At 37.9% G+C, this 18706-nt stretch carries 17 protein-coding genes and 1 tRNA gene; 7 read left to right on the top strand and 11 right to left on the bottom strand.

Translation table 11 applies throughout. From position 1 onward, the window contains the following. Window positions 1-8: 8 nt before the first annotated feature. From DRF59_RS17995 to DRF59_RS17970, 6 genes are all read right to left on the bottom strand, one after another. The gene (locus DRF59_RS17995; RefSeq protein WP_115963502.1) at window positions 9-2423 is read right to left on the bottom strand and encodes a TonB-dependent receptor; all 2415 of its coding nucleotides are present in this window, start codon (window positions 2421-2423) and stop codon (window positions 9-11) included. A gap of 6 nt (window positions 2424-2429) precedes the next feature. After that, on the bottom strand, window positions 2430-2870 hold the full coding sequence (locus DRF59_RS17990) for a MarR family winged helix-turn-helix transcriptional regulator (RefSeq protein WP_115963500.1): 441 nt from the start codon (window positions 2868-2870) through the stop codon (window positions 2430-2432). A 96-nt stretch (window positions 2871-2966) separates the two neighbouring features. Beyond that, window positions 2967-6215, bottom strand: a complete 3249-nt coding sequence (locus DRF59_RS17985) for a M1 family aminopeptidase (RefSeq protein ID WP_115963498.1) — start codon at window positions 6213-6215, stop codon at window positions 2967-2969. A 2-nt stretch (window positions 6216-6217) separates the two neighbouring features. Then, the gene (locus DRF59_RS17980; protein WP_115963496.1) at window positions 6218-7090 is read right to left on the bottom strand and encodes an ABC transporter ATP-binding protein; all 873 of its coding nucleotides are present in this window, start codon (window positions 7088-7090) and stop codon (window positions 6218-6220) included. A gap of 162 nt (window positions 7091-7252) precedes the next feature. Then, window positions 7253-7456 (bottom strand): helix-turn-helix domain-containing protein, encoded by a 204-nt coding sequence (locus tag DRF59_RS17975; protein WP_002980904.1) that lies wholly within the window; start codon window positions 7454-7456, stop codon window positions 7253-7255. A gap of 1 nt (window position 7457) precedes the next feature. Continuing rightward, complete coding sequence (locus tag DRF59_RS17970) at window positions 7458-7901, bottom strand: DUF2975 domain-containing protein (RefSeq protein WP_241505631.1); 444 nt, start codon at window positions 7899-7901, stop codon at window positions 7458-7460. A gap of 235 nt (window positions 7902-8136) precedes the next feature. On the opposite strand from DRF59_RS17970, the gene DRF59_RS17965 reads away from it, so the two are divergent. After that, on the top strand, window positions 8137-8478 hold the full coding sequence (locus DRF59_RS17965) for a TfoX/Sxy family protein (RefSeq protein ID WP_115963492.1): 342 nt from the start codon (window positions 8137-8139) through the stop codon (window positions 8476-8478). A gap of 70 nt (window positions 8479-8548) precedes the next feature. On the opposite strand, the gene DRF59_RS17960 is transcribed toward DRF59_RS17965, so the two are convergent. Beyond that, window positions 8549-9640 (bottom strand): nucleotidyltransferase domain-containing protein, encoded by a 1092-nt coding sequence (locus DRF59_RS17960; protein ID WP_115963490.1) that lies wholly within the window; start codon window positions 9638-9640, stop codon window positions 8549-8551. 26 nt (window positions 9641-9666) lie between these two features. Further along, the gene (locus DRF59_RS17955; protein ID WP_115963488.1) at window positions 9667-10413 is read right to left on the bottom strand and encodes a nucleotidyltransferase domain-containing protein; all 747 of its coding nucleotides are present in this window, start codon (window positions 10411-10413) and stop codon (window positions 9667-9669) included. A 254-nt stretch (window positions 10414-10667) separates the two neighbouring features. Here DRF59_RS17955 and cobT point away from each other — a divergent pair, with 254 nt between their 5' ends. The 3 genes from cobT to DRF59_RS17940 are packed head-to-tail and all read left to right on the top strand — an operon-like array spanning window position 10668 to window position 12994. Continuing rightward, window positions 10668-11672 (top strand): nicotinate-nucleotide--dimethylbenzimidazole phosphoribosyltransferase, encoded by a 1005-nt coding sequence (gene cobT, locus DRF59_RS17950; RefSeq protein WP_115963485.1) that lies wholly within the window; start codon window positions 10668-10670, stop codon window positions 11670-11672. Then, on the top strand, window positions 11673-12455 hold the full coding sequence (locus tag DRF59_RS17945; protein WP_115963481.1) for an adenosylcobinamide-GDP ribazoletransferase: 783 nt from the start codon (window positions 11673-11675) through the stop codon (window positions 12453-12455). Further along, entirely contained in the window at window positions 12440-12994 is a 555-nt protein-coding gene (locus DRF59_RS17940) for a histidine phosphatase family protein (RefSeq protein ID WP_115963478.1), read from the top strand. The genes DRF59_RS17945 and DRF59_RS17940 overlap by 16 nt, the downstream gene beginning before the upstream one ends. A 95-nt stretch (window positions 12995-13089) precedes the next feature. On the opposite strand, the gene DRF59_RS17935 is transcribed toward DRF59_RS17940, so the two are convergent. The 3 genes from DRF59_RS17935 to DRF59_RS17930 form a co-directional block, all read right to left on the bottom strand. Next, window positions 13090-14844, bottom strand: a complete 1755-nt coding sequence (locus DRF59_RS17935) for a hypothetical protein (protein ID WP_115963475.1) — start codon at window positions 14842-14844, stop codon at window positions 13090-13092. A 242-nt stretch (window positions 14845-15086) separates the two neighbouring features. Beyond that, a tRNA-OTHER gene (locus DRF59_RS20825) sits at window positions 15087-15195 on the bottom strand. Between the two features lie 125 nt (window positions 15196-15320). After that, the gene (locus DRF59_RS17930; RefSeq protein ID WP_115963587.1) at window positions 15321-16703 is read right to left on the bottom strand and encodes an RtcB family protein; all 1383 of its coding nucleotides are present in this window, start codon (window positions 16701-16703) and stop codon (window positions 15321-15323) included. 154 nt (window positions 16704-16857) lie between these two features. Between DRF59_RS17930 and DRF59_RS17925 the strand changes: the two genes are divergently transcribed. From DRF59_RS17925 to DRF59_RS20950, 3 genes are all read left to right on the top strand, one after another. Further along, window positions 16858-17199, top strand: a complete 342-nt coding sequence (locus DRF59_RS17925; RefSeq protein ID WP_115963585.1) for a HopJ type III effector protein — start codon at window positions 16858-16860, stop codon at window positions 17197-17199. A gap of 44 nt (window positions 17200-17243) precedes the next feature. After that, window positions 17244-18263: a helix-turn-helix transcriptional regulator gene (locus tag DRF59_RS17920; protein WP_115963472.1), complete on the top strand. Its 1020-nt coding sequence runs from the start codon at window positions 17244-17246 to the stop codon at window positions 18261-18263. Window positions 18264-18394: 131 nt separating this feature from the next. Further along, on the top strand, window positions 18395-18532 hold the full coding sequence (locus tag DRF59_RS20950; protein WP_167456701.1) for a hypothetical protein: 138 nt from the start codon (window positions 18395-18397) through the stop codon (window positions 18530-18532). Window positions 18533-18706 lie beyond the last annotated feature (174 nt).

Genomic DNA, 18706 nt, shown 5'->3' with positions numbered 1-18706 from the left:
AGTCTCTTTTAAGTCCCGATTCGCTGTTTCAGATCCTCTGCACCTCCTGTTTTTCTTGGCTGTCCGTTTTTAGAAGACCCGAAATTGTAGGTATAGGAAAGCGTTATCACGCGGGTATCTCTTTTTACCGCAAAATTCTCTATATAATTATTATAAACAGTCTGTCCTTTGATATTGCTGGTGAAAAAAACATCATTGAAGGAAAACTTCAGAACACTGTTATTTTTGAATTTCTTTTGAGCTCCGATATTCAGATACCAGTAAGGGCTTACATTAAGGTATGCATAAATTTCTCTTGCCTTATAGTTTCCGGTGACTTCAGCAGTGAAACCATTTCCAAGTTTAAAGGAGTTGATACTGTTGATACTGAAAGTAAAGTTCCCTTTATTGTTAATCTGTGTTCCCGAAACATTTCCGGTATATGAACCATAGTAAAAGTTTGCGCTGTTATTCATATCCCACCACTTTGTAACTTTCACGGGAGCAATCAGGTTTAATCCGAAATATGAAGCAGTGCTCAGATTTTCAAAGGTTTGTACCGTAACATTTTCTCCGTTTTCTACAACAGGTTTGAGGATGTCTGTAATATTGTCCGATGTCCTGCTGTAGCTTAACGTTGCAAAATATTTACTGTCAAGGCTGTAAGTGAATTCATAATTCATTGTAGTTTGTGGATTCAGATCCGGATTTCCGGCTCTCAGGGTTGTCGGATCAAGATAAAGTTTAAAAGGGTTCAGCTGGTTATAGCTGGGTCTTGTAATTCTTCTGCTGAGATTGATTTCCAGATTGCTTTTCTCTGTCAGGTCATATGAAAATACGGCACTGGGGAATAATTGGGTGTAATTTCTTTTATTAATCTGGCTGGTGGTGATTTGTGTGCCTTTTACATTGGTGTTTTCTACCCTTAAGCCTGCCGTAACCTTAAACTTATTCCATTTTTTAGCAATATTCCCATAAACAGCATTGATATTTTCTTCATAAATAAAATGGTTGGTTTTATTAAGATCAGGAACAGGAATACCGGTGGATGCATTAAAAAATTTCAGATCATTATCTGTTTTTACAAAACTGGTTTTAACTCCGCTTTCAAGCTTCCACCCGCTGCTGAAATTCTTGATAAGATCAGATTTAAAGGAGTAGATATTAAGTTTGCCGTTCAGGTCTCCTTTCTGGATATCAAGATCGTAATGGTTATCCGCTATAGTTTGCGTTCTCGTTTCAAAGTTTTGCAGTGAAGAATTCGAATAATTAATATAGTCAAAATCGGTTGTAATTTCTGAACCTAAAGAGTCGATGCTGTATTTATGGTTGACATTTACAGAAACATTGGTCCATTGGTTGTTGGAAGCATTTAATGTATTGAAAGTGCTTTCAGGCAAACTGTTGCTGCCCAGTGTTACGTTCGAGTTGTCACCGTTAAGATTAAATTTATTGGAAATAAATCCTACAGAAAATCCGAGAACATTTTTATCATTCATATAATAATCCATGCCAGCTTTTGCAATATGGTTTTTGAATCTGAACTTCAAATAATTATCCTGTACATAGGCTTTTGTGAAGCTGTTATTTTCATAGAAGTTCCGGTCCAGTACCAGACCGTTATAAGCTTCCCGGTAAGCAAAGCTGTAATTACCGAATATATTAACCTTTTTATTCCTGTGATTAATGCTGATGCTGTTATTGTTTTTAATATACTTACCGGATCCGAGTGAGGTTGAAATACTTCCATTGGTTCCTTTTCTCTGCTCTTTTTTAAGTTTAATATTGATGATGGAAGATCCCGCTGCATCATACTTTGAGGACGGATTGGTGATGAATTCTATTTTTTCAATAGTAGAAGACGGCATTCCTTTAAGATAACTGGCAAGATCGCTTCCGGTCATAGGAGTATTTTTACCATCGATCTGGATCAGAAGATTTCCTTTTCCACGAAGGCTGATATTGTCATTATTGTCGATGGTAACACCAGGGGCTTTTTCCAATACTTCAAAGGCAGAATTTCCGGCACTGGCAATACTGTTTTCAACATTCATGATCATTTTGCCATCCTGTCTTTCAATAAGGGGCTTAGCTTTGGTAATGGTTACTCCTTCAATGGATTTTACATTCAGATCAACAGGAGGAAGTATCCTGTTTTCGGTTAATGAGATATTTTCAGCATGATATACTTCAGAGCCATTTCTGCTGATTTTCAGATGGTAGGTGCCTCCTTTCAGGTCTTCAAATCTGAATATACCGCCGGAATCTGCAATTTCTGTTTTGATTAATTTATGATCTGTGTCAAAGAGATTGATTTCCATTTGATCTGCTTTGTCGGAGATGATATTTCCTGACAGTGAAAAATTCTGTACTGCCTGGGCTGAAAGCATGCTGCTGAATAATATCAGGGCCCAGGTAAACAGAAGGTAAAATATTCTGGTCATAACGTTTTACTTTTTTGAGGTGAGACAGTTTTCTGAAATTTTCAGTAAAGCTGAGTACATCATTTCCAGTTCATCTTTTGTAATTCCTTTCAGAGCTGTTGTACGGTTCTTTTCAACAATGCTTTGAACTTCCCTGATGACTTTTTGTCCTGAATCAGTTACTTCCAGGTTTGTTTTTCTGCGGTCATCCGGATGAACATGCCTGATGATATATTCAGATTTTACCATTAAATCAATTATTCTGGTTACAGAAGCATTGTCCTTGAAAACAAGATCACCAATTTCGTTCTGGGTAATTCCCGGGTTTTCCAGAATCGCTTTGATGATCAGCCACTGATCAATGGTGATCATAAAACCGTGAGCTTTCAGCTGACGCTGGGCATAGTTTCTGTAGGCTCTGATTGCTTTGTCTATATTGTAGAATATAATTGAATTTAATTTTTCCATATTTTCAAATTAAAATGATTTATCAAATATTGATATGTCAACTAATTTGTTGAATATTTTTTTACTTTGTTACAGTATTATGAAAATTAATTAAAATCAGAAGCTTCCGACAGGCTCACTCTGTTCCGAAGAGGCAGTATCATTTTTAGAATAAGGGGGAGAAGGAATGCCTTCGGTTGTCTTAAACAGATTATCAATATATTTTTTTGCAGTAGTATCAGGCGCTACTTTATAAAATTCATTCAGTAAATCCGCAGATGCCGGTTTTTTAGGATACTGGTTGTTTCTTAGAAAATTTCTTAATGCCTTATTGACATTGTTTTCTCCTATATACTCACTGAGTTTTACCATTACCACAGCCCCTTTTGAATATGAGATATGAGGAACTTCTCCGGTTGCTTTATAAACAGGCATGTTTTCCGATAGCCCTTTTTCATTATCATAGATCTGTTGATGCATCTTTATTCTTTCCATCATTTTATCTGTACCATGCATTTTTTTATAGAGCATCATTTCGGTGTACATTGCCAGTGTTTCAGTAAGCATTATATCTCCTTCTCTTTCATGATCAGGGTCGATCTGGCTGCTGCCCCACCAAAGATGAGAAAGTTCGTGCCCTGCAAGTTCATTGATGACGTCCTGTTGCTGATCAGCGTGAATATTGGCATGAAAGATCATATCTTCCGGCATAAAAATAGCTGAAGGGTAGGCTGTGGCAGCAAATCCCCGGGTATAAGATGAAATTTCTGCAAATGTGATAGTTTTAAAAGGATATTTCCCAAAGTTCTGCTGGCAGTAATCCAATGTAATTTCTGCATTCTTTACAAGATGATCTACATTTTCAAAATGTTTCTTATGATAAAGGATATTTATTATTATTCCCTTATAGTTTACATTTTTTATATGATATTCTGCAGAAGATAAAGCAAACCGGAACGGGATTTTTTGAGCCTTGTACCTGAAGTAATTCCTTCCGGAGCGTGTCCATTTTTTCAGCAAATCTCCGGTTCCGGCAACATACTGTTTTTTCTCTGTAGAAACGGTCATATCCAGATTGATGAAGTCGTTTTTAAATAGTTCCGGAGCTTCAGGCTTTTTCAAAGCAGTCAGTTTTCCAAGATGATGGTCCTTACGTATTTTGAGGTCCTCAACTTCTTTGTATTTTTGATATCCGATTGCCGGATAATATCTGCTGATTCTCATAAAGGAACCATTATTGATGATCGCATTAAACGACTGATGCCCGTTTATGGCATACCACCGATAGGAAAATTTAAAATTGAAGACTGCAACTGCTCCTGCATTCATCGGTTTTTTTAACACAACTTCCATCACCGGATCAGTGACCTGTACCTTTTGTACACCAGAAGTGAGTACTGCTGATTTTAGTTTCACATCATCATGGAAAGTAAAAAGGATCTTATTGATCGGCTGTTCTGTCTGATTTTTCAGAATATACCGGCCACTGATCTCATAGGCATTTTCTGAAGGGTATAAATGGATTTCAGTTATAACATCGGTAATATCCGGCTGCGGAAGATTTTCGTACTGACGAAATTTTTTTTCATACTGTACCGCATTTAATATGGCTGTCTCGTCATTTTTAGGAGCATAGCCTTTCATAAAATAAGTTCCTGCAAAGATTCCTGAAAACAGCAGAAGGATACTAAATACTCCTGATAGCAATGGAATTTTTCTGATTGTAATGCTTTTATTCAGCATCCATACTACGGCTATGATTCCGGTTCCAAACAAGAGCCTCTGTGCAAATGCCCCCGCGTAAATCCCATATCCGTTAAAATCACTATAACTGCCTTTAAAATCTGAAAATATCCTGAAAAGAGGGTAGGAAAGTACCTTACCGGAAAGAGGACCGGCCAGCATAAATACAGACAGAACCGAAACTCCCAGGGCAATAAATTTGTTTCTGATCATATCATTGATCACCAGCAGAAATGCAGAAAATAAAATAAGAGGAAAAGTATTAAAGAGGGAAACACCCATATAGGCATTCCAGTCAATGTGGAAGTATTGATAAGCAAACTGAAATACAAGTCCCTGAATGATCAGGATCCCCGTAAAAAAGAATAATAAGGTACTTATGGAAATGAGGTGGCCGGTCAGTTTACCGGTAGAGAAAAAAGTACTTTTCTCAATCATAACAAATCCTGATGAATAACTTCGCCAGTATAAATCATTAAGAAAATAAGTGGTAAGTAAAAGCCCAAACAAGGGAAAGTTTTCAGAAATAGTTGTGGCCATAAGTCCTGAACCTGCATATTTTTGAGGCAGGCGTATTCCTTTTTCGATTTCAGCATACATTTCCATTCCTACAAAAAACAATAACATGATCACTACTGCCGGCAGCGCAATGCTTTTAAAAAGATACATCAGATCGATTTTAGCAAAAGAAACGACAGCTCTGAAAGAGGCGTGCTTTCCAAAATCTGATGAAGTGACTGTATAAGCAGAGGAATCCAGAGTGGTGAAGAAAGGCTCATTTTTATTTGTTTTTTTAACTTTGGATCCGGATAGATTTGAGAATGAGAATACCTGAAAAGTAAGCAGCAAAACAAGTCCCGATATGATCAGAAAAAGTATTCTGTTGAATAGTAAATAATCAGTTAAAGGGACTATGGATGCATTTTTCTGATCTATAGTGAATGCTCTGGCATCAAAAAAATAGGAAGATAATCCAAATGGATCAATCAGTGCGGATAATTGCTGGGCTTCTGGTGATTGTGGGATACTGCCGGCCATAAAAGGTGAATTGGAGAATAGCATGATCACCGTATACAGGATGTAAAGAAGGAGCCCGCCTGCAACAGTCAATAGTTTTTTCTTTACAGTAAATGAAATACAAAACAAAAGACTGCATACAAGAATGCTGTTGAATGCACCAAAAATAAACAGTGTATATACATAATAACCCAGACTAAAATGCTCCTGTATCTCACTTCCTGTCCTGATGTTCTGCCCTATGATAAAACCTGCCATTAAAAATGAAAAGCTCAGGAAAGTCTGAAGAAAATAATGAAGGAACTTTCCCTTAAGATAATCTCCTTTTGAAAAAGGGAAGGAATACAGGATAAGGTCAAATTTTGAATCATAGTCCCTGAACAGCAGCTGCAATGCATAGATGCACCCGAAAAAGATAATAGACAGGCTCAGCAGTCCTGTCATTAATCCGATTGTATACGGAGAGTTCAGAAAAATGCCTTCTCCCGGTGAAAGATTAAATTGATTCCCACAGAAAATACCTGTACATAACAGGATAAAGGCAATAAGATATAGTGGCCAGTGCTTGACAGAGCGTTTGGCTTCGAATAAAAATATGGTGTTCATAATTAAGGTTTTTGAGTAAGGGTATGGAAATAAACGTGCTCCAGTAAAGGGTTAACAGGATTAAAATCCGGTAACGGGTCATGAGAAAATACGGTAATATGCATTTCCCGTTCTATCAGCTGCCTGCTGATGATCTCATAGTGGGAATTGTAATTTTCCCATTCGTTCTTATGGATAGGCTTTGACCAGATCTTGTTTTCCAGTTCGGCGATTAATTTTCCGGGTTTTCCTTTTCTGAGGATCCGGCCGTGGTCCATGACAGCCATTTCTGAACAAAGGTTTCTTACATCTTCCACCAGATGGGTTGATAAAATTACAATAACTTCCTGGCTAATATCATTCAGCAACGAATTAAAGCGGTTGCGTTCTTCAGGATCCAATCCGGCAGTAGGTTCATCTACAATGATGATCTTAGGGCTTCCCAGCAGTGCCTGCGCTACTCCAAACCGTTGCTTCATTCCTCCTGAAAAAGTATGGACCTCTTTATTCCTGAAATCGGAAAGGTTGACTTTTTCGAGTAAATTTAAAATCTGCTGTTTACGTTCTTTAGAATGGGTAATACCTTTCAGTATTGCAATATGTTCCAAAAGGTCATAAGCTGAAACTTTTGGATATACCCCGAAGTCCTGGGGAAGAAACCCGAGGTTCTGCTTAATATAACCGGGAGTTTTTACAATGTTTGTTTCGTTGAAAACAATACTTCCTGAAGTAGGTTTCTGCAATCCCACAATGGTTTTCATTAATGATGACTTTCCGGCGCCGTTAGGGCCAAGTAAGCCAAACATTCCGTTCTCTATTTCCAGGGAAATGTTCTTAATAGCCTGAAAGCCATTTTTATAAGTGAGAGTAAGGTCTTTGATGGATAAAGTATTCATAAGGTTGTGTTTGGGTAATAGGTGAGCAGGCGGCCGGGTGGGCAGCTAATGGTAGAAATTATAAGTTATAAGTTATAAGTTATAAGTTATAAGTTATAAGTTATAAGTTATGAGTGGGGTGACACTATATTCAAATACTCTGGCAGGTGCTCAGGATCGGGATTATTCTTTAAATTCCAGAATATCTCCGGGCTGACATTCCAGTATTTTGCAGATGGCTTCCAGGGTATCAAAACGTACCCCTTTTGCTTTTCCGGTTTTGAGGATAGAGAGATTAACGGGAGTAATCCCCAGCTTTTCTGCCAATTCTTTACTCTGCATTTTTCGTTTGGCCAGCATGACGTCTAAATTAACTATAATTGGCATATTATATAAAAAGATCTTGTTCGTTTTGCAAATGTAGTCCTTGCTTAAAGATATTTGCAAGAAACAGACAGAAAATTCCAAGCATAAAGTGAATAAACACCAATCCCCAGACAATACTTTCAACTTCCACAAAGAAACTCGCGATAATCACCAGGGGAAGCGGAATGAAAATATTATACAGGTAAAATCTCTTAAGCTGAAGTATATGTTCTTTTGTAAATAGTTTAGGCTGGAAAAATACTTTGAAAACTTTGGCGGAAAGCCAGAAAAAAATTCCATAAGAAATTAAAACCAGCAGGAATGAAAAAATGATATATGGATAGTTATCTTCAATATTCAGAAACGGCCGTTCTGTAAAAGGATAATTGATGTGGAGATATTGGCCGTTTGCATAAGGGGTAACAGCATAACCTGTGGAAAGGCAAAACACCGAATACAATGCCATGATTAAGTATCCGGCCGATATCAGAGTGCAGATATAAAATAAGACCCTTGAAATAGTTTTGGTCTGGTTCATCGTTATTATCTTTTATGATATTGCAAATGTATAATTAATTATCGTAAAACAATAATTAATTTAAATAAAATTTTATTTAAAACATGTTTTTAATTGAAAAAAAGGTTGAAAATACTGTGCTGAACGTTGATTTTGCTTAATTTTAAGTGATAAAAAAAGAATTATGGCATACAATATCGAATTGGCAGACAGGGTCCGTGAGCGCCTTTCATTGGTTCCTGATATAAGGATTGAAGAAAAAAAAATGTTTAGTGGTTTATCATTTCTTGTGAATGATAAAATGTGCATCAATATCAGTCATGATAATCTGATGTGCCGTTATAATCCGGATCTGGAGGATGAGGTTTCTGAAAAAAAAGGTTTCCTCCCCATGATCATGAAAGGAAAACAGCTTAAAGGATACTGCTATGTGGAGCCCACCGGATTTCAAAAACCTGATGATTTTGAATACTGGATAAAACTGTGCCTTGACTATAATCCAATGGCAAAATCTTCAAAAAAATAAAGATGAGTACAGTTGTGGAATTTTAACCCATCCCACAACTCATAACTCATAATTTATAACTCATAACTCGTTAAGCATAAAGCCTCTCCCTCATTTCAATTAAAATTTTTGTCGTTTTTTCCAAATCAGGAGCATCAGGAAGATGAGAGATAGAGTAATAGTCTTCTATAGACCGGATCAGGATTTCCGCCTTTTTCATGACACTTTCATAAGACTGGCTGCCTGCTTTGATGTCCAGGAGTTCTTTACGATTTTCTACGCGGATCGTCAGTGAACCGGTTTTAAAAATCTGTTCACAGGACTGTAGCAGCCGGATGGTGTGCATCATATTTTTACTGTCATAATTCTGCCCGTGTATCTGATTGACATTGTAACGGTCTTTATTACGCTCTGCCACCCATTTCCAGTATTCCCTGTAGTCTTTACAGTAAACAGAGTAGGCATCCAGATTGCAGAACAGATATGCAACCGGCTTTTCATTTTTAGGAACGGATGATACAGAAACCTGATTAGCTTCTTCATTCCTGATAATTCCTTTATATCCCAACGTTCCCGATTCATCGTAAAATAATGCAAACATTCCCTTTGTATGATCTATGTTTACCAATCCAAAGTTTTCCTGTAAGAGACTACATTGGCTTTCGGGCTCCTTTTCGAAGGAAGGAAATTCGTACAGCCATTTCTTCAATGGTACAGAGCCCTGACCTTCAAGAATGAAGCAGAAATCAAGGATAGATTTTCTTTCTTTCTCCACAGGATTTAAAATCTTTTTATTAAGACCTTTTGCCTTTTTGATTTGTGAAACCGCATATCCTGCAAAGGTGTCTTTGCATAGTTTTGACAGGAAATCTTCAGTTTTCAGCAGATCCATCAAAGGATGTCTGTACAGGATGCAGTCTTCCGGACTGGCCAGAATTTCCAGAATATTAGGGTTGTTTTTCTGCAGCAGTTCTACAAACCTCCCGATTTCATAATAGGTAATGTCATTCGTCTCATTGGAAATCTGCGGAATGTAATTCAGACCAAAGAAATCTTCCTTCGGCAGATAATACACCCCACGGATATCCGTATCTGAATTTTCTGTAGCCAGACCGAAAGCCCGGCTTCCGGAAATAGCTTCGAAGAGGAGAAGGTTTTTGTTTTTTAGGTCTTGAATGGTCATGTTTTTTTAGTAATTTAAATAATTAATTATATAAGAATCTCCCTGAAAACCCTCTCCATCTTACCTTTATCCACCTTTCCTCCTGATAAATTCTTTGATTTCTCTTCGCTCTCAGCAATTGTTTTCTCAAGGTATTCAAATAATTCCCAATCGTTCGGGTGATAATACGTTTCTCCTTTGGTGGCTTTTAAAGCTATTAGGTCTTCTATTTTTGTTCTTGTTTCATAGTCCACTAAAACAAGAAGCTCAGTGAACAGCACCGGAGGGACCGTTCCTTTTTCTATGATCCATTTTCCTGTTAATGTGGTTCGTAAACAATAAAAATAGCTTTTTAATTTTACTTCATCATTTCTGCAGGCTTCCAGATACTTCTTGCTCATGCTTAGATAATGGTAAGAAACGGCAACCGGAGAAAAGCAGGCATCAGCCAGAGGTTTGAACAGTTCCATAAATTTTTCATTCGCTTTATAAACGATAGGAGAGTAGAACCAGCTCAATAGAGCAGCGTTCGACTTCAGTAAAAGGTGAAAGGTTCTCCGCAGGTCCCAGCCGGAACCGTCCAGATCATCTTCGGTCATAAATTCTATCGTTTCATCTTTATCCCAGGGAGAGAGATACCAGTCTTTTTCATGGCGGTATATAAAGCGTATATCATAATCGCTGTCAGGAGAGGCAAATCCCCAGGCCCTGCTTCCTGATTCTACAGCAAGAAGGACTTCTATGCCTCTTGCTGCTTCAACTTCTTTTATTTTTTCGAGTATTTTTGGTGTCATTGTATTGATTTATGGTGCAAAGTAAAAAATGGAGTACGTAATGTTCTTGCGTAGAATTTTTTGAGTTTAGGATTCGGGGGACAAGTAGTTGAGTTTTTAAGGGCTGATAGCGTGAGAATTGTTCGGAAAAGAGTTGAGATGAGATTCAGCTTTCAGCATCTGGCCTCCAGTCTCTAAAATTACAAACAAACCCTACAAAATATCTCCCGTTTTACTAATATTGCATTTCTTTAATAAAACTATATTTGACATTCATGTTATCATCAGAATTACAGCATAAAATTGATTTTAAAACAAAACCGTTAGGCGCATTGGGACAGCTGGAACACCTGGCCCACAAAATCGGAATGATTCAGAAGACTACTTCACCACAATTACTGAATCCTCATATGGTGGTTTTTGCTGCCGACCATGGGATTGCCACTGCCGGAGTAAGTGCATATCCGCAGGAAGTCACCTATCAGATGGTCATGAATTTCCTGGGTGGGGGTGCCGCAATTAATGTTTTTTGCAGGCAGCATGATATTACAATTAAAATAGTAGATGCCGGAGTCAATTTTGATTTCCCGGAAGGATTGAATCTGGTGAATAAAAAGGTCCGAAAATCCAGCCGTAATATACTGGAAGAACCTGCGATGACTTTTGAAGAATATCAGCAGGCTTTGGAAAACGGAAAAACGGTTGTTAGTGAAATTGCCAAAACGGGCTGTAATATTATCGGTTTCGGTGAAATGGGGATTGGCAATACTTCGGCTTCTTCCCTGATGATGAGCAAACTTTTTGACATTCCGGTCACCCATTGTATCGGCCGAGGGACGGGACTGAATGACCAGCAGCTGCAGAACAAGATCAGCATCTTGAGGGAAGCTGTTGAAAAATATCCTTCCGAAATGAACGAGGATGAAATTGCCCGGACCTTTGGCGGATTGGAAATTGCACAGATGATAGGGGCAATGGAGGAAGCTTTCCGCCAGAACATGCTGATTATGGTAGACGGATTTATTGCCACGGTAGCGGTAGCCACAGTATGGAAAAAGAACCCTGAAATTCTGAACAACTGTATCTTCTGCCATGTAAGTAATGAAAATGCCCATCCCCAGCTGTTGGGATTGATGAGAGAAAAGGCAATTCTTAATCTCGATCTGCGTCTGGGAGAAGGGACAGGCTGTGCACTGGCCTATCCGATTATTCAGAGCGCGGTTAATTTCCTGAATGAAATGTCAAGCTTTGAAGATGCGCACGTTTCAAATAAAGAATAGATGAAAGTTATAAAGAATGAACTGGTTTACTTTGCAACGGCACTGATGTTTTTTACGAGAATCCCGGTCCCGTTTACCATTCCGTATTCCGGTGAGATTATGAATAAGTCTCAGAAATATTTTGCCTGGGTCGGCCTTTTGGTAGGATTGATTAACGCAGGGGTACTTTTTCTTTCCACCTTGCTTTTCAATCTGGAAATAGGGATTGTTTTAATGATGATTGCCAGCGTTTTGGTGACCGGGGCTTTCCATGAAGATGGTTTTACAGATATGTGTGACAGCTTCGGGGGCGGATACGGAAAAGAGAAAATCCTGACCATTATGAAAGACAGTAGGGTAGGAGCATACGGAACTATTGGAATAATTCTTCTTTTTGCTTTGAAATTTTACAGCATCCATGCGTTGGGAAGGGGGAGTGTTGAACGGGTAATGGGAATCATTATTCTGGCTCATACACTAAGTCGCTTTATTTCCGGAACAATGATCTATACCCACCGGTATGTCACTGATATTGATGCCAGCAAATCAAAACCTCTGGCCAATAAACCACTGGACGGAATGGCTTTGCTGGTAGGGTTTATCAGTGTTTTACTTGCTTTTTCCCTGATCCCGGACTGGCGGCTGATTTTTGCGTTTGCACTGGCATATGCGGGTAAAATCTATATGGGATGGTATTTTAAAAAGCATATCGGTGGTTATACAGGAGACTGCCTGGGCGCTGTGCAGCAGGTTTGTGAAGTTTTATTCTACTTAGGAACAATGATCGTATGGAAATTCATCTGATTCGTCATACTGCTGTAGATAATCCCGAAAACTTATGTTACGGTTTTGCTGAAATACCTTTACGGAGGGACTATATGGAAGACTTTAAACTGTTGGATATAGAGGATGAATATGATGTAATCATTTCCAGCCCTTCCCGGCGATGCCGTCTTTTAGCTGATTATTTTAACCTCAATTATCAAACCGATGAGAGACTCCGCGAAATGAATTTCGGGAATTGGGAACTGAAAAAATGGACTGCTATTCCGGAAGAGGAAATCAATCCCTGGTACAATGATTTTGTCAGTGTAAAAGCCTCCGGCGGTGAAAACCTTCTTGAGATGCAGGCCCGGGTCCTTAGCTTCTGGAATGAATTGATTCAGAAAAAAGATAAAACGAAAATACTTGTCATCACCCATGCCGGAGTGATCCGTCTCATCCTTCAGGCGGTGCTTCAGTTTCCTCTGGAGAATATGTTCAGTATTCAGATTGATTATGGGAAAAAAGTGATCATTTATGTAAATGAAGACATTTTTTCTGTTGTAAAGATGAATGTATAGTTATTATTATAAGGAACCGTATGAAGGGCTCAGCTGTTAGTGTAAGCTAAATCCCATAAAAACGCCACCCGATACCCATCAGATGACGTTAAAAATTATTTGAAAATCCTGATAAAATTATCTTTTTCCAGGCTTTCCAGTGAGAAATCAAAATCAGCTTCCGCTTTTTCTGTTGTAATCTCTGCTCCCAGTTCTTTTACAAGCTCGTTAAAAGACATTGCTTCATACCATTGCTGGTATAATGCCGTTGTGGCCATCATGGAAACCTGATTATTTCCTGAAACATGAGAGTGTCCGGCTCCGAAATTCAATAGTACGAAACATTGCTTTTCATTCTTTGCCACCAGTATTCCCAGAATCATTTGCTTCTGAACAGAGATACATCTGGCTTCAGCAAAGAGATGGTTGGGATTCATCATATAGTCGTAGGAAATGTTATCTCCTTTTCCGACAATAATTTTATATCCGCAATCTGCATTTCCGCTGAAAACGTTGTTCATAACAAGTGTTGGCTCACACAGACCTTTATTGGCATAAAGATATTCAACGGCACCGTTAGGAGCAGAAGTCATATCTCCGGAATACATCAGTTGTCCGTCACCATGGTTATAAGCGGCATTCCAACCTATTTTTCCTGTGATATTCAATCCGGAAAGATCAAGGTCACGGGCACCCCATCGGTCTTCCCAATAAATACCTACGGCCAGTCTTTCCGCATAAAAACGGGTTCCGGTAGGAATATTTCCGACAAACATCTTTTCAGAAGTTGGTAATGCAAATTCCACATGTTCCGGGAAATAGAATTTCTTTCCGGATAAGTTTTCATACTTCAGTTTAAGGAAATCCAGAATAAAATCATAGTTGAACTGATTCACGTAAGTCTCCTTACCTTTTTTAACCCACGATTTCCCGTTTCTTACTCTGTAGACAAAAGTATCCTGACCATATATTCTTGAATAACATGCTGACAATGCTTTGAACAATGCAAATGGTGTTGCATTTTCCAGCCAGTGCCAATCGCTGTTTTCCAATAATGTATTTGTAGCATCATTCAGTGGATTTGAAACCAGTGGTTTATGATGTATTTTAGACAGCTTCGAAATTTTATTGATTACCTTTGGAGCCCTGTTTTTATACGCCAGGAACAATGGTTTAAATCTGTTAAAAATTTCTGCCAGCTTTTCCAGCCCGAAACTTTCAAACAGGGCTGTCGGATTGAACTTACTCTGTTTGATTAAATGAATCAGATCATCATTTTTAATTAAGAGCGTTGTAGTGGTTGTTTTATAAATGACATAACGGAAAAACTCAACCGGATTTTCAGGATAAATATTGTACAGATCAGCTATTTTTATAATTGCTTCTTTATTTCTGATATTTTCTTTTCCTGTAAAATCATATTCCAGTTCGTTATGTAAAATATAAAGTAAATCATCAATGGTTTCTTCCTTTAAAGCAATCCCTGATCTTAAAAGAGAAAGACATTTTTCCTTCATTTCTTCCACAGTATACGCTTTGATGACTTTAAAAACCATCTTCATGTCAGGAACATTCAATATTTCAGCAGGAATATAGATTTCACTCTGGAAATCGCTTCCATAGGTTGAAATATAATGGGTGATCTGTTCAATAAATAAGTCAAATCTGGAGGTATTCTTTATTTTCTCCCATGATTTATGAAAAGTTTTATTCAGGTTATTTCCATTCAGTTTTTCCTTTGCATAGAAGGACATGATTTCATTTTTTGCCCAGACAGCATCAGGTTCAATGATAAATCCGTCATTGGAAATAAATGGCTCTGCATTTGATTCTTTAGCCAGTACAGCATTGAATAATTGTAGTGTTTTCATTGTTTTAAGTTTAAAAAAATAAGTGAGGAGTACGTTCATTAAAAGTGAAAAGTATAGGAACTCCTTTTACCTATAGTTTATAAAAAGCGGGGAGTAATTTTTCCGAAAATATAGGAACTCCCTTTGCCTTATTATTTGTAAAAAGGCGGAAAGTAATTCTAACCTATAGGAACTTTCTTTGCCTTTAATTTTTCAAGTATGAAAATAGCTGATATGTGAATATAAGTATTTTCATCGTATAGAGGAGCAGACAGGACTCGAACCTGTGACACACAATTGGGATTCATAGGAACTTTAGTTGCCTGCAGCGAAAAGTAATTTTGTTGCTCTAACCATCTGAGCTACTGCTCCTGCCGTTATAAAAAAGTTTTCATTAACCCTACAGGTTTACACTATAAGGTCGGGGTATTAGTTTTTATTTTGTGTTTATCAACCTTATAGCTTTTAAAACCCATAAGGTTGAATATTCATTAAAATTATGCCCGTCTGAATTTTTTCTTTTTCTTCCATGGTGCATTCTTCTGTACGTCTCCGGCCATAATACATCCGTAAGGCATTACTTCATCCAGAACTTCACAAAGTCCGTATTCTTCAATCTGTGCTCTTACATTCTTGGCACTTTTATAAGCGCTTGGAAGTTCAGAAATATCAATTTCATTGGAGTAGAAACGGATATCTAAACCTGCTGTTTCTTCATTGAAGATTTCCTCAGTCGTTTTATGAGCCAGAGACTTTTTGTGCTGACTTCTGCTGAAGTTTCTTCCTGCACCGTGAGGAGCAAAACCCAAATTTCTTTCTGTAGTCTTTCCCTGAACAATCAGAACAGGTTCTGCCATATTCAGTGGAATTAGTCTTGGTCCTGTGATATCGGGCATGAATTTATCATCCAGAGGTGTCGCGCCCTTTGCATGGTAGAATAAATCTCCGTCCTTAAAAACGAAATTATGTTCATTCCAGTAGCGGTCTTCTTTTTCCACATCAAGCTTATTCAATACTGCATCGTGAATGGAGGTATGATTTTCCTTGGTCCATTGTCTGATCAGCTGCAGGGCTTCCCAATAAGACTGTCCTTCTTCAGTATCATAAGGAATCCATGCATTTTCCCTTAAGGTTTCAGGAGAGATTTCCTGTCTGAAACGGTTGGCAACCTTCATTCCTTTATCGTATAAGGCAGCTCCCGGAGCTCTTGATCCGTGATGGGTTACCATCATGGTATTTCCCGTACTTTTGGAAATTCCGACAAAAAGGAAGTGGTTTCCGTCTCCCTGGGTTCCCATATGGGAGCGGGCAATGCTGATCAGTTTTTCATCATTTAAGAATTCATTTTCCCTGAAAGCATTCATCAGTTCCTCAGACATCGGCATCTGTTCTCCTCTTGGTCTTCCTCCATATCCGAAGTGTGTTACAGAATGTGCCGCATCCAGGACTTCTTCAGGACTTGTCTTCCCAAAATCAGTCAGCATTACGGAACAGCAGATGTCAGCACTATGAAATCCCGGGTGAATAGCATTTTGAGCAATCACTACACCACCTACCGGAATATGGCCATCAGGACCAGTAGGGCATGCATCAGGCATTAAAGCTCCACCAATCAGCGTAGGGGTTTTCATCAGTATGTTCATTGTCCTGATTACTTTTTCCACATTGTCATTTTCACTTTCATGTTCAGCCCTGATATTAATGACAAAATCTTTTGCTTCAGCGTGAAGCGGGATAAGTTCAGGCTGTTTGAACTGTACCAGGTATTCTGTGATCTGGTGCTCGTTCAGATTATTTTCATTGATATAGGTAATGGCATCTTTAAACCATTTTGCAGGTCTGTACCCTAATTCGATTAAGTGATTTCCATTAAATTCCATTTGTTTTTTCATTTTGATGATGCAAAGTAAAATCTTAATTACGCAATGAATTTGCGTAGTTAAAAGTTTTTTTAATTATTTTTATAAAAATTAAAAATAAGTTAACAAATAAGTAACTTTGTATATAGGATAATGTAATTAAAAAATGAAAAATATGGAACTGTTAGAACAATTGAAGCATTTCCCTGAAACCATTCAGTTCAGCGAAGTTATAGAGTACATCGATGCAAACTACGATTTTACGCCTACAGCCTTTAAAAATGGTGATGCTACAAATCAGGAAGGGCAGAATAACGGATCATGCAAAGTTTTCAGCTTTGCACGGCTTAAAGAGCTTACAAAAGAACAAACACTTACCCTTTTCGGAGAGTTTTACCGCGATGATGTTTTAAGAAAGCCGGATGGGGATGATCATCAGAATATCCGTAACTTCATGAAGTTCGGATGGGATGGAGTTATTTTTGACGGCGAGGCTTTGCAAGAAAAGGAATCGTAAGGAATTACTACCTTTATGATTCATTACAATAAAATATCATCATAATGTCCTCCAATAAAAATGCTCTCATCCGCTATAAAACGTTGGATAAATGTCTTAAAAATAAATACCGGAAATATACGCTTGAAGATCTTATTGACGAATGCTCAGAGGCTTTATTTGAATTTGAGGGCAAAGAGTCCTATGTAAGTAAGCGGACGGTGCAGCTTGACCTGCAGAATATGCGCAGTGAAAAGTTTGGTTATGAGGCACCTATTGAGGTTTATGAACGGAAATATTACCGGTATAGTGATCCCGATTACAGCATTCACAATATATCTGTTAATGAGAGTGACCTGAAAGCCATGAACAATGCAGTTCAGATTTTAAAGCAATTTAAGGACTTTTCAATGTTTAAAGAAATGAACGGGGTTATTCAGAAGCTGGAAGATTCTATTCATTCTACCAGTCATAAATCCATTATACACCTTGATAAAAATGAGCAGCTGAAGGGATTGGAGCATATTGATATATTGTATGGAAGTATTGCTGCTAAAAAGGTTCTGAAAATTAATTATAAAAGTTTTACAGCGAGGGAATCCAACATATATACTGTGCATCCGCAGCTTTTAAAGGAGTTCAATAACCGCTGGTTTCTGATTTGCCTTTATAAGCAAAAAATGTATAATCTGGCTTTGGACAGGATAGAGCATATTGAAGTAGATGAAACCCTTCAATATATTGATAAGGATCTGGATGGTGATGAATATTTTAAAGATATTGTTGGGGTAACTGTTTCAGAGACAATGATGCCCAGAAATGTTGTGTTTTTTGTGGATGCTGCCAATGCTCCTTATGTTAAGACAAAACCATTACACAGAAGCCAGGAAATCATGAGCGAAAGCCAGGAAGGAACCTTGTTTAAAATTTGTGTCCAGATTAATTTTGAGTTGGAAAGGCTGTTGCTCGGCTTCGGGGAATCCCTGGTTGTTCACAGACCGCGAAAGCTGAGATTAAGGATGGAAGAAAAGTTCAGGAAAGGAAGTAATAATTATCAGGACCTGGTTATCCCGGAAGAAAATTAGTTTCAGGTGTTTGCGGGAAAATTAAAGTTTTTGTTTTGATTCCCTGCACTGATACTTATTTTTTGAATGGATTACTATTCAAATTATAAACTTGGCTTGGAAATTGTATTGATTAAGAACAAAATCACATTATGAAATCAAGAATATTCAAAGCATTAATTGCCATCATAGCGCCCATAGCGATAGAATATATCGTAAAAAAAATATCTGAAAAGCTCGATAAAAAAGAAGAGCCGAAAGAAAAAGAACCTAAGCAGATTACTGCTTAAACGTAGAAGTAGTCAAATTTAAAATTGTTGAAAAAGAGACTGTCGTATAACGAACAGTCTCTTTTTTTGTGGTGGTGTCTCGTCCTGAAATAGCGATACACAAAAAAGAATCGTTATGGCAGAAACATTAACATCCACGTACATTAAACGTACCCAGAAGGATTACAGTTTAAG

Source organism: Chryseobacterium flavum (genome assembly GCF_003385595.1).
GTDB lineage: Bacteria > Bacteroidota > Bacteroidia > Flavobacteriales > Weeksellaceae > Chryseobacterium > Chryseobacterium flavum.
This window is presented reverse-complemented; position numbering and strand designations above follow the sequence as displayed.